Raw genomic sequence first — 11,336 nt, 5'->3', positions numbered from 1 at the left:
GCCTGCAAAGCACATGTGCAAAATGCCCTATCACAATCACAAAACCCCCTGCCGAAACCGGCGGGGGGTTTTTGCGTTCCAAGCAGTGCAAGGCGACCAGGGCGATAGCCGCGGCCGGAGATTGTCCGACCCTAGGCTGTCCGGCGTCGTATGCCGCAGCATGAACGCGCAGGTGCTGGCGGCCCGGCGATATCCGTCCGCCAGCTGCTTCCGCTACTTTGCCGAAAGCGTGAACGTGCCGCAGGCGGCTGAGACGTAGTCCGGCAGGCTGTCGGCCCAGCACAGTTCGATTCGTGTTCCGTCCACGGTGCCGAAGCCGGAGCCGAACGAATCGGAGAAGATGAAGTTCTTCCCGTCCATCTGAAACACGCCGGCGAACGGTGCTTCCTTGCCGCCCGTGCCGATGACCACGCCCGCGAAGGCGCGTCCGTCCTGCACCTCGATACGGTAGGAAATGACCTTCTCGCCGTTGTAGAGCGTGAGCTTGGAGGGGTCGAAGAACGGCCCCTTGCCCATGCGGGCGGCGGCCATGTCGCCATTGCTGGTCCAGTTTCCGACGACACGCGGTGCGTCGGCCGCGTGAGCCGTCAGCGCTCCAGCCGCCAGCAGCAGCGCGGCTGGGAAAATTCTCTTCATGTGGTGCCCCTCCCTTGCCGGCGGCAGGAGTGCGAAACCGGCACCGCCGCCACGGCAAGTGTCGCCGCGGCACGGGCCGGACACAACGGCCAAGGTTGGGATGGGGCGGGACTCAGCCCCGACTGCGTCGCGCGCGGCCGGGAAGCACCTGGTGCGTGATCCAGTTGGCGATCTCCAGCGTGCGCACATCCTTGCGGATCACCGCGCCGTCGATGCCGTGGCGCCAGGCGAGGGAGGCATTGCCGGGCTCGCGCTCGAAATGCTCTAGGTCGGCGATGAAGGCGGCCTCCTCGTCCTCGTCGGCGAAGAAGCCTTCTGCCACAAGCGAAGGCTGGAGCCGGCGGAAGATGGCGGCCATCTCGCGGAAGGGATATTCGGGATGATACTGCACCCCCCAGCACGTCGTGCGGCCAACCGGAATCTCCGCTGCCTGCACGACGGAATGGTCGTTGCTGGCGAGCAGCCGCGCGCCTTCGGGCAGCGTTTCCACCTCGTCGAGATGGACGGTCATGGCTTCGAACACGGCCGGCTTGCCGTCGAAGATCGGGTGTTCTGCCCCCTCGGCGGTCATGCGGATGCGGCGGCCGAAGCCGACCTCGCGCCCGCGCGGATTGCGCCGCACCGCGCCGCCCGCCGCAACCGTCAGGAGCTGAAGGCCCCAGCAGCTGCCAAAGATCGGCACGTCGGTGGTGAAGGCCGTGCGCATCAGCTCGATCTGCTGCGTGATCTCCGGCCCGCCATGATAGATATTCAGCGAGGAGCCGGTGATGGCGATGCCGTCATAGCCCTCGATGCCGCCGGCATCGGGGAGGTTCGCGCCGGCGTCGGCCGGATAGCAGATGTCCACCGTCACCGCCCCGGGGAAGAGCTCGCGCAGGAGCTGGGCATAGCCCTCGCTCGCCGCCTGTCCACCGAAAGCCACCTGCCGGGCGCGGGCCTCTGCGGTGTTTCCTTCGACGACGAGAAGACGGGCGGCGCTCATGATGATCCTGCGGACTGAGGAAGACTAGGGACCAGCATAAGCTGCAATCTGGCGAAACCGAGAAGGCTTTCGCCCTTTCTTCTCAATGGGGGCGCATCTGCGCGTCGCGCACCAGCAGATAGGCGCCGGAGGCGATGACGATGGCGGCCCCCGCCAGCGTCCACAGGCTCGGGACCTGGCCGAACACCAGCCAGCCGAGCGCGATCATGCTGAGGATCTGCGTGTAGATGTAGGGTGCGAGCGTCGCGGCCGGCGCGCGGGCATGGGCGAGGATGAGCACGAAATGGCCCGCCCCCGCCACCGCGCCGAGGCCCACCATGGCGCCGATCACCGCCGGGTCGCGGGGCGTTTCCCACACGAACGGCAGCGGAATGCTCGCGACCACCGAACCGACGAGCGCGGTGTAGAACAGGGTCGTCTTGCTGGCATCCGTGCGCGCCAGCATGCGCGTGGTGATGGAATAGAGCGCGTAGGTGGCTGCCGCCACCAGCGAGAGGATCGCGGCGGGATGGATGCCGCCGGCGCCCGGCCGCACCACCAGCAGGATGCCGGCAAATCCCACGATGATGGCGAGCCAGCGCTCCAGCCCCACCCGCTCCCCCAGCAGCGGCCCCGCGAACAGGGCCACGAAGAAGGGGATGGAGAACATGATGGAAACGGTCTGGTCCAGCTGCAGGAACTGGAGGGCCGTGAAATTGAGCGCCGTGGTGGCGAACAGCAGCGCCGAGCGGATGATCTGCAGCCCCGGCCGCTGGGTGCGCATCAGCCCGGGCACCGTCCAGGGATTGAAAACCATCAGCGACAAAGCGAAGTGGATCACATACCGCGCCCACACCACGATCAGCACGTTGATATGGGCGCTCAGCCATTTGGCCGTGGTGTCGGTGACCGCGAAGCTCATCACTGCGAGGCACATGAGCGCGATGCCGACCAGCGGCGCCGGGGCCGGCGTGACCTTGCTGTCTCCCGGCGCACGCATGGCGGTCCTCAGTAGGTGGCGCGTCCGCCGGACAGATCGAACACCGCGCCCGTGGTGAAGGAGCAGTCGGCCGAGGCGGCGAACGCGATGGTCGCCGCCACCTCCTCCACCTGCACGAATCGCCCGCGCGGAATCTTGGAGAGCATATAGTCGATGTGCTGCTGGCTCATCTGGTCGAAGATGGCGGTGCGCGCGGCGGCGGGCGTCACGCAGTTCACCGCGATATCGTACTCGGCCAGCTCCTTGCCCAGCGACTTGGTGAGGGCGATCACCCCCGCCTTCGAGGCCGAATAGGCGGAGGCGTTGGGGTTGCCTTCCTTGCCGGCGATGGAGGCGACATTGACGATGCGCCCGTATTTCTGCGCGATCATATGCGGGGCCACCGCGCGGCAGCAGAAGAAGGGGCCGTCGAGATTGATGGCCATCACCTTCTTCCATTCCTCTTCCGGATAGTCCCAGGTCTTGTGGTTCGCCCCGGCGACACCGGCATTGTTGACGAGAATGTCGATGCGGCCGAATTCGGCATGCACCTCGGCCACCGCGCGCTCCACGTCGGCGAGGCGGCTGACGTCCACGGTCACGGGCATCACGCGGGCGCGGCCCAGCTCGTCGGCGGTCTTCACCACGAGGTCGGTGTCGCGATCGAAGATGGCGACGCGAGCGCCGGAGGCGAGGAAGCGCTCAACCACGGCGCGGCCGATGCCCTGCGCGCCGCCGGTGACGATGGCGAAGCGGTCTTTGAGATCGATGGCGTTGGACATGTTTCCCCCGGTGCGTCGCCGATCCGGCCGGCGATCCATAGGTTCTGCCGTTGGCGCGGCGGTTGGGCGGGTCTGGCCTTAATCGATTGAAAATCGATCATCCACGCATAGCGCGGGAGCGGGCGGGAGAAAAGGCCGGTGACGCATGGGGGCGGAGCGCTCCATGCGTCCGGTGCAAGGCGGGCCGGCGCGAGAGGGGGGAGCGCGCCGCAGGCCGCTCAGGCGTCCTCGTCCTCGTCGCCGGGCTCGGCTTCGTCGTCCAGGCCGCCATCGGCGCCGAGGCGCAAGGCGAGGTTCTTCTCCACCTTGCGCAGGAGCTTGCGCAGCCGCTTCTTCTCCTTGCTGTCGAGGCCGAGCACCATCTCGGCCTCCAGCTGGTCCCACACATTGTCGATGGAAGCGCCGCGCTCGCGTCCTGCATCGGTGAGGAAGACCCGCACCAGCCGGCCGTCGCCGTCCGTGGCGCGGCGCTCCACGAGGCCTTGTGTGGTGAGGCGCGCGATGGTCTTGGAGGCCGTGGGCGGGCGCACCCGCAGTGCCGAGGCGAGATCGCCCATGGTGCGGCCGTCCGCCTCGCACAGAAGCTTCAGCACGGATTCCTGCCCCGGAAACAGCCCGAGCGCGGCGAGCAGGCGCGCCGACAGCGCCTTCTGCAGGCGCGCTGTGTGGGTGAGCCTGTAGCCGATGGTCTTCTGAACCGGATCCTTCATGGGTCTCCCCCGCCGTGTCCCGAACGCGAGCGAAGCCGCGCCGGCCGCGCGCCCCCTTTATCCACATGCCGGCTTACAATTTTGCGAAGGTTGAGGCCGAAAAGGCCGGAAAGTGCGTGGTGTCGCGCCTTTAACCGCAGGGCGGTCCGCCCTCTCGCCCCGTTGCACGCCCCATGGTAGCGTCCAGCCCGTGACCGGACCCGATCGCCCCCCCCATTCCGGCCGCGGCCTTTCCCGCCGCGCGCTGCTCGTCCGTGGTGTCGCGCTGGCGGCCACGCCGCTCGTGGGCATGAGCCTTGCGACCTCGCGCGCGCTCGGCCAGCAGACCGAGGCGGACGTCATCATCATCGGCGCGGGCGCGGCCGGCATTGCCGCCGCGCGGCGCATCGCCGAGGCCGGGCGCAGCTATGTGCTGCTGGAAGCCGCCAAGCAGGTGGGCGGCCGCACGGTGACGGACACCACCCAGTTCGGCGTGCCGTTCGACCTCGGCGCGGCGCGGCTCAACATGCCGGCCGCGCGCCCCATGGCCGCCTTCGGCCGGGCGGAGGGGCTCGACATCTATCGCGCGCCCGATGGCGGCCGGCTCTATGTGGGCGGGCGCGAGGCGGGCGATACCGATTATGAGGATTTCATCGCCACGGTCCGCCGCGGCGAGCGGGCCATCGTCGCCGCCGGCGATGCCAACCGCGACATGGCCGCCTCCCGCGCCTTGCCGGACCTCGGGCCCTGGGGGCCGAGCGCCCGCTTCGTCCTCGGCCCATTCAACTGCGCCAAGGAGCTGGATCAGGTCTCCACCGTCGATGTCTCCCGCTTCGACGAGCGCGAGAGCGAGGACATCTGCCGGCAGGGCGTGGGCACGCTGGTGGCGCAGCTCGCCCGTCCGCTGACGGTGCGCCTCGAGGTGGCGGCGCGTGCCATCGATCTCAGCCCCCGCCTCGTCTCGGTGCAGACCAACAAGGGCACGGTGACCGGGCGCACGGTAATCGTCGCCGTGCCGCCGAGCCTCATCGCGGCGGGCAAGCTGCGCATCGGCCCATCACTGCCGCAGCGCTACCGCACGGCGGTGGAGAAGATCACGCTGGGCGCCTTCGACCACATCGGCTTCCGCCTGCCGCGCAATCCCGGAAATCTTGGTGCCGACGAGCTGATCTATTTCCGCGCCGACGGCCCGCGCGCCTATGCGCTGCGCGCCCGCATCGGCGGCACTGATCTCTACAGCCTCGAAGTGGGGGGCGACGTGGCCACCGGCCTCGCCGACAGCCCGCCCGAGGCCGCCGCGGCCTTCGTGAAGGCGGCGCTGACGCGCGAGTTCGGCGCCGATACCGCCGCGCGCGTCGGCAAGGTATTCGCCACCCGCTGGAGCAAGGAACCGTGGGCGCTGGGTGCCTTCTCGTGCGCCCTACCGGGCTTCGGCAACATGCGCCGCGCGTTCACCGAGACGGTGGGCGGCCGGCTCGTGTTCGCCGGCGAGCACACCCATGAGACGCTCTGGGGCACCGTGGGCGGCGCCTGGCTCTCCGGCGAGCGCGCCGCCAAGCAGGCGCTGGGGCTGTTGGGGGTGCGAACGGGGTGAGGGGGCGGGCGATCCGCCGTCTTCGCCTTCCTTTCCCACCGCCATGCCCAGGCTTGTCCCGGGCATCCACGTGGTTCGGCTGGGAATGGATCTCGGGCAGCAGCGCTAGCGGCACGACGTGGATGGCCGGGACAAGCCCGGCCATGACGGTGCCTTTTGATGCTGAGGCGCATCGCCCAAAAAGCCCGCGTGTCGCCTGAGCGAAGCAACGCCTCAAAGCCTCAGCCCGCTCAGTGCGCGCGGGCGAACATCTCGTTGAAGGAATAGCCGGCGCCGCGCACGGTGCGGATGGGGTCGGACTGGCGGCCGCGATTGATGGCCTTGCGCAGGCGGCCCACATGCACGTCCACGGTGCGCTCGTCGATATAGACGTCCTGGCCCCACACGCCGTCGAGCAACTGCTCACGGGAGAAGACGCGGCCGGGGCTCTGCATCAGGAATTCCAGCAGGCGGAACTCGGTGGGGCCGAGATGGATCTCGCGGCCGGCGCGATGCACGCGATGGGTCTCGCGGTCCAATTCGATGTCGCCGGCACGCAGGAGGGTGGCCACATGCTCGGGCTTGGCCCGGCGCAGCAGAGCGCGCACCCGTGCGAGCAGCTCGGGCACCGAGAAGGGCTTCACCACATAGTCGTCTGCGCCGGTGGCGAGGCCGCGCACCCGCTCGGTCTCCTCGCCGCGGGCGGTGAGCATGATGACGGGCAGGCGCTCGGTCTCCGGCCGGGTGCGCAGGCGCCGGCACAGCTCGATGCCGGAGAGGCCGGGCAGCATCCAGTCGAGGATGATGAGATCCGGCACGCTCTCGCGCAGGCGGGTCTCGGCCTCGTCGCCGCGACCCACGCTCTCGACCCCGTAACCCTCCGACTCCAGATTGTAACGGAGCAGGAGGGTCAACGGCTCTTCGTCCTCGACGATCAGAATACGCGCCGGCACTTTGGTCTATCCGTCACTATCGGGGCTCTCCGCCCCGTCTTCAGGTCTGGTTGATCAGCTCTGAACGGTGGTGGTGCGGCCCGGGAAGGGCAGGGTGGTGTCGCTGGAGGCGTCCGCCTTCGGGCGGCTCTCCGGCAGGTTCTGGCCCGTCACCATGTAGTAGACGATCTCCGCGATATTGGTCGCGTGGTCGCCGATGCGCTCGATGTTCTTGGCGCAGAACAGGAGGTGCGTGCACACGGAGATGTTGCGCGGATCCTCCATCATGTAGGTGAGGAGTTCGCGGAACAGGGACGTGTACATGGTGTCGATGGCGCCGTCGCGGCCCCACACGTCCACCGCCTTGGCCTCGTTGCGGCCGGCATAGGCGTCGAGCACTTCCTTCAGCTGTTCGAGCACGAGGTCGGAGATGTGCTCCACCCCGCGCACCAGCTTCGCCGGATGATACTCGCCCTCGATGGCGATGACGCGCTTGCCCACGTTCTTGGCGAGGTCGCCGATGCGCTCGAGGTCGTTGGCGATGCGGATGGCGGCGACGATCTCGCGCAGGTCGATGGCCACCGGCTGGCGCTTGGCGATGACCAGGATGGCCCGGTCCTCGATCTCGCGCTGCACCTGGTCCACGGTCGCATCGAGCAGCACCACCTTCTGGGCGAGGGCGGTGTCGCGGCGGATGAGGGAAGTGACGCTGTCGGCGACGAGGCGCTCGGCCTGTCCGCCCATCTCGACGACCTTGCGGCCGATTTCCTTCAACTCCTGATCGAAGGAGGCGACGATATGATCCGGCATCTCAGATATCCTTCAATCCGTCAGCCGAAGCGGCCGGTGATGTAGTCGCGCGTCTTGATCTCCTTCGGATTGGTGAAGATCACGTCCGAGGGCGCCACCTCGATCAGCTCGCCCAGATAGAAGAAGGCGGTCATGTCGGCGCAGCGCGCGGCCTGCTGCATGTTGTGGGTGACGATGACGATGGTGAAGTCCTGCTTCAGCTCGTCGATCAGGTCCTCGATCTTCGAGGTGGAGATGGGGTCGAGGGCCGAGGTGGGCTCGTCGAGCAGGATCACCTCGGGCTTCACCGCGATGGTGCGGGCGATGCACAGCCGCTGCTGCTGGCCGCCGGACATGCCGAGCGCCGAGGTGTGCAGGCGGTCCTTGGTCTCGTCCCAGATGGCGGCCTTGCGCAGGCACCATTCCACGCGCTCGTCCATCTGCGACTTGGAGAGCCGCTCGTGCAGCTTCACGCCGAAGGCGATGTTGTCATAGATCGACATGGGGAAGGGCGTGGGCTTCTGGAACACCATGCCGATGCGCGTGCGCACGATGGTGGGGTCCAGCTCCTTGCCGACGATGTTCACGCCGTCGAACATCACCGAGCCCTCGGCGCGCTGGCCGGGGTAGAGGTCGAACATGCGGTTGAACACGCGCAGCAGCGTGGACTTGCCGCAGCCCGACGGGCCGATCATGGCGGTCACGCGCTTCTCGGGAACCTCGAAGTTGATGTTCCGGAGCGCATGGTTGCTGCCGTAGTAGAACTGCAGGTTCTCCACCTTGATCTTGGCGGGAGCCTGCGGCGCATCGGGCTTGGCCCCCACGGCGGACGCGAGATTGAAGGTGGGATCGACGGCTGAAGTCATCTTGTCCTCGCTTGGGCGTATGGCCGTGCTTCGGAGGAATTGCGGAAAGGGCGGAAGGCGGCGGGCCTTGGCCCGCGCCGGAAATCAGTGGCCGCGGGCCAGGAACAGGCGGGACGCCACGTTGAGCACCAGCACGCCCACGGTGATGAGCAGCGCGCCGGCCCAGGCGAGGGAGACCCAGTCGTCGAACGGACTGCCGGCGAACTGGTAGATGGCGATGGGCAGGCTCGCCATCGGCTTCGACAGGTCGGTCGACATGGCGTTGTTGCCGAGCGAGGTGAACAGCAGCGGCGCGGTCTCGCCGGCGGCGCGGGCAATGGCCAGCAGCACGCCGGTGACGATGCCGGCGCGGGCCGCGCGCCAGGTGATGAACATCACCACCTTCCACTGCGGGGCGCCCAGCGCGAAGGCGGCTTCACGCAGGCCGACGGGTACCAGGTTCAGCATGTCCTCGGTGGTGCGCACGATGACCGGGATGACCAGGATGGCGAGCGCCAGAGACCCGGCCCAGCCGGAGAAGCCGCCGAAGGGCACCACCAGCAAAGTGTAGATGAACAGGCCGACCAGGATGGACGGCGCCGAGAGCAGGATGTCGTTCACGAAGCGCGCGGCGGCGCCGATCTTCGTGCCCCTGCCGTTCTCGGCGAGGAAGGTGCCGCAGAAGATGCCGATGGGGCCGCCGATGACCATGGCTATGCCGATCTGGATCAGCGAGCCGACGATGGCATTGAGCAGGCCACCGCCCTGTCCCGGGGGCTTGGTGACCTGGGTGAAGACGTTGGAGCCCAGGGCGGGGAGGCCGCGCGAGAGCAGGGTCCAGAGGATCCAGCCGAGGAGGAACAGGGCGAACACGGCGAAGCCGGTGGAGATCGCCTTGACGGCCCGGTCGGTGGCGCGGCGTGCAGCGAGGGAAGCCATGGTTCTAAAGCTCCCGGGTCAGTCGAGCCGCGAGCGCACGAGCGCCCGGGACAGAGCCAGCACGATGAAGGAGATCACGAACAGGATGAAGCCAAGCTGCAGCAGCGAGGTGAGCTTCAGCGACCCGATCGGGGCCTCGGGGAATTCGTTGGCGATGGTGGAGGCGATGGTCGCGCCCGGTGCGAACAGGGAGGCGGACATGCGCGTCGCGTTGCCGATGACGAAGGTCACGGCCATGGTCTCGCCCAGCGCGCGGCCGAGGCCGAGCATGATGGCGCCCACCATGGCGGTCTTGCCGTAGGGCACCGAGACGTTCTTGTAGACCTCGTAGGTGGTGGCGCCGATGCCGTAGGCCGATTCCTTCAGCATGGGCGGCACGCTCTCCAGCGTCTCCACGAACATGGCGGTGATGAAGGGCAGGATCATCACGGCAAGGATCAGGCCGGCGGTGAGCATACCGGAACCGAGCGGCGGGCCCGCGAACAGGGCGCCGATGACCGGCAGGTCGCCGAACAGGTCGATCAGCGGCGGCTGCACATAAGCGGCGATCAGCGGGACGATGACGAAGAAGCCCCACATGCCGTAGATGATGGAGGGCACGGCGGCGAGCAGCTGCACCGCGACGCCGATGGGCCGCTTGAGCGGCTGGGGCGCGATCTCGGTGAGGAAGAAGGCGATGCCGAAAGAGAGCGGCAGCGCCACGACCACCGCGATGATGGCCGAGAACAGCGTGCCGTAGATCATCACCAGCGCGCCGAAATTCTCGGTCACCGGGTTCCAGGCGGACGACCAGATGAAGTCGAGCCCGAAGTGCTGGAGCGCCGGCAGGCCGCCCTTGAACAGCTCGGCGATGATGAGGCCGAGAAGGATGAGGACGAAGATGCCGCTCGCCCACAGGAGGGTGACGAAGATCGGATCGGCGATCCGCCCCGTGCCCTTGGCCTTGCTGATGGGCTCTGCCGAGCCAGACCGCATGCCGTCCACCGTCGCGTCCATTGTATCCCCTGCCCCGGCTTGTCGATGCGTGTGCGCTACCGGACCTGTCGCCAGATGGAAAAGCGCCGCCCTCCTTCGAGAGCGGCGCGATCTTGTTCAGATCAGAGGACGGGCTTGCCGTCCGGACCCTTCACTTCCGACTTGAAGGCGGCCTTCACCTGCTCGACCACAGCCGCGGGCAGCGGGATGTAGTGCAGGCCCTCGGCGATGTCCGCGCCTTCCTTGGTGTAGGCCCACTCGAAGAACTTCATCACTTCGCGCGAAGCCTCGACGTTGCTCGGGTTCTTCGGCAGCAGGATGTAGGTGGGGGAGACGATCGGCCAGGCCTCGGGGGCCGGGGCGTCGATCATGGAAGCGGCGAAGTCCTTGGCGCCCTTCCAGTCGGCGGAGGCGGCGGCGGCCTGGAAGCCGGCGACCTCGGGGCTGACGAACTTGCCGGCCTTGTTCTGCAGCTGGGTCACGACCAGCTTGTTGGCGGCGGCGTAGATGAACTCGACGTAGCCGATGCCGCCCTTGGTGTTCTTGACAGTGCCGGTGACGCCCTCATTGCCCTTGGCGCCGGCGCCGATCGGCCACTGGACCGAGGTGGCCGAGCCGACCTTGGACTTCCAGTCCGGGCTCACGGCCGACAGATAGGCGGTGAAGATGGAGGTCGTGCCCGAGGAGTCCGAACGATAGACGGGGACGATGGCGTTGGCGGGCAGGGTCACGCCGGGGTTGAGGTCGGCGATGGCCTTGTCGTTCCACTTGGTGATCTTGCCGAGATAGATGTCGGCGAGCACCGGGCCGGTGAGCTTGAGCTGGTTGGTGGTGATGCCGTCGAGGTTGACGGTGGCGACCACCGAGCCGATCACGGTCGGGAACTGCAGCAGGTTGTTGGCCGCGAGCTTCTCGCCCGGGACCGTCGCGTCGGACGCGCCGAAGTCCACGGTGCGGTTGATGATCTGGTTCTGGCCGCCGCCGGAGCCGATCGACTGGTAGTTCAGGGTCGAGCCGGTCTTCTCTTTGAACTTCGCGCCCCAGGACTGGTAGACGGGGGCCGGGAAGGACGCGCCAGCGCCGGTGAAATCGACAGCCTGGGCGCTGCCGGCAAACAGCGAGCCAGCTACGGCGATCACGCCGAGAGCGGTGGTGAGCTTCACGATATCTCTCCTTGCCAAATCGGTTGCCGCTCCGGCAGGAGCCGGGGCAACTGGGCTCAGGACTCTTAGCCCC

Annotated in this window: 12 protein-coding genes; 1 reads left to right on the top strand and 11 read right to left on the bottom strand. The window is 67.8% G+C overall.

What is annotated here, in order from left to right:
* Nucleotides 1-213: 213 nt before the first annotated feature.
* The 5 genes from FHT36_RS09380 to FHT36_RS09360 all read right to left on the bottom strand — a co-directional run bounded on the left by FHT36_RS09380 (nt 214) and on the right by FHT36_RS09360 (nt 4,068).
* Nucleotides 214-636 carry a hypothetical protein gene (locus FHT36_RS09380; protein WP_169122175.1) on the bottom strand — a complete coding sequence of 141 codons (423 nt, stop codon included), beginning with the start codon at nt 634-636 and terminating at the stop codon, nt 214-216.
* Nucleotides 637-748: 112 nt separating this feature from the next.
* Nucleotides 749-1,618: a type 1 glutamine amidotransferase gene (locus tag FHT36_RS09375; RefSeq protein ID WP_169122174.1), complete on the bottom strand. Its 870-nt coding sequence runs from the start codon at nt 1,616-1,618 to the stop codon at nt 749-751.
* 82 nt (nt 1,619-1,700) lie between these two features.
* The gene (locus FHT36_RS09370) at nt 1,701-2,597 is read right to left on the bottom strand and encodes a DMT family transporter (protein WP_169122173.1); all 897 of its coding nucleotides are present in this window, start codon (nt 2,595-2,597) and stop codon (nt 1,701-1,703) included.
* Nucleotides 2,598-2,605: 8 nt separating this feature from the next.
* Complete coding sequence (locus FHT36_RS09365; RefSeq protein ID WP_169122172.1) at nt 2,606-3,358, bottom strand: SDR family NAD(P)-dependent oxidoreductase; 753 nt, start codon at nt 3,356-3,358, stop codon at nt 2,606-2,608.
* A 218-nt stretch (nt 3,359-3,576) separates the two neighbouring features.
* On the bottom strand, nt 3,577-4,068 hold the full coding sequence (locus tag FHT36_RS09360) for a MarR family winged helix-turn-helix transcriptional regulator (RefSeq protein ID WP_169122171.1): 492 nt from the start codon (nt 4,066-4,068) through the stop codon (nt 3,577-3,579).
* A gap of 190 nt (nt 4,069-4,258) precedes the next feature.
* Between FHT36_RS09360 and FHT36_RS09355 the strand changes: the two genes are divergently transcribed.
* Nucleotides 4,259-5,641 (top strand): FAD-dependent oxidoreductase, encoded by a 1,383-nt coding sequence (locus FHT36_RS09355; protein WP_348644409.1) that lies wholly within the window; start codon nt 4,259-4,261, stop codon nt 5,639-5,641.
* Between the two features lie 230 nt (nt 5,642-5,871).
* On the opposite strand, the gene phoB is transcribed toward FHT36_RS09355, so the two are convergent.
* The 6 genes from phoB to pstS all read right to left on the bottom strand — a co-directional run bounded on the left by phoB (nt 5,872) and on the right by pstS (nt 11,263).
* The gene (gene phoB / locus FHT36_RS09350) at nt 5,872-6,573 is read right to left on the bottom strand and encodes a phosphate regulon transcriptional regulator PhoB (protein ID WP_024281354.1); all 702 of its coding nucleotides are present in this window, start codon (nt 6,571-6,573) and stop codon (nt 5,872-5,874) included.
* Nucleotides 6,574-6,627: 54 nt separating this feature from the next.
* Complete coding sequence (gene phoU, locus FHT36_RS09345) at nt 6,628-7,362, bottom strand: phosphate signaling complex protein PhoU (protein ID WP_169122170.1); 735 nt, start codon at nt 7,360-7,362, stop codon at nt 6,628-6,630.
* 20 nt (nt 7,363-7,382) lie between these two features.
* A complete protein-coding gene (pstB, locus tag FHT36_RS09340; RefSeq protein ID WP_169122169.1) occupies nt 7,383-8,207 on the bottom strand; it encodes a phosphate ABC transporter ATP-binding protein PstB in 825 nt (274 codons plus the stop codon).
* 84 nt (nt 8,208-8,291) lie between these two features.
* On the bottom strand, nt 8,292-9,125 hold the full coding sequence (gene pstA / locus FHT36_RS09335; protein ID WP_169122168.1) for a phosphate ABC transporter permease PstA: 834 nt from the start codon (nt 9,123-9,125) through the stop codon (nt 8,292-8,294).
* 18 nt (nt 9,126-9,143) lie between these two features.
* Nucleotides 9,144-10,121 (bottom strand): phosphate ABC transporter permease subunit PstC, encoded by a 978-nt coding sequence (gene pstC, locus FHT36_RS09330; RefSeq protein WP_169122167.1) that lies wholly within the window; start codon nt 10,119-10,121, stop codon nt 9,144-9,146.
* Between the two features lie 101 nt (nt 10,122-10,222).
* Nucleotides 10,223-11,263: a phosphate ABC transporter substrate-binding protein PstS gene (pstS, locus tag FHT36_RS09325; protein ID WP_169122166.1), complete on the bottom strand. Its 1,041-nt coding sequence runs from the start codon at nt 11,261-11,263 to the stop codon at nt 10,223-10,225.
* Nucleotides 11,264-11,336 lie beyond the last annotated feature (73 nt).

Source organism: Xanthobacter sp. SG618, assembly GCF_012932745.1.
Classification (GTDB): domain Bacteria; phylum Pseudomonadota; class Alphaproteobacteria; order Rhizobiales; family Xanthobacteraceae; genus Xanthobacter; species Xanthobacter flavus.
The sequence above is the reverse complement of the archived record's forward strand: the minus strand, read 5'-3'. Positions and strand labels throughout refer to the sequence as shown.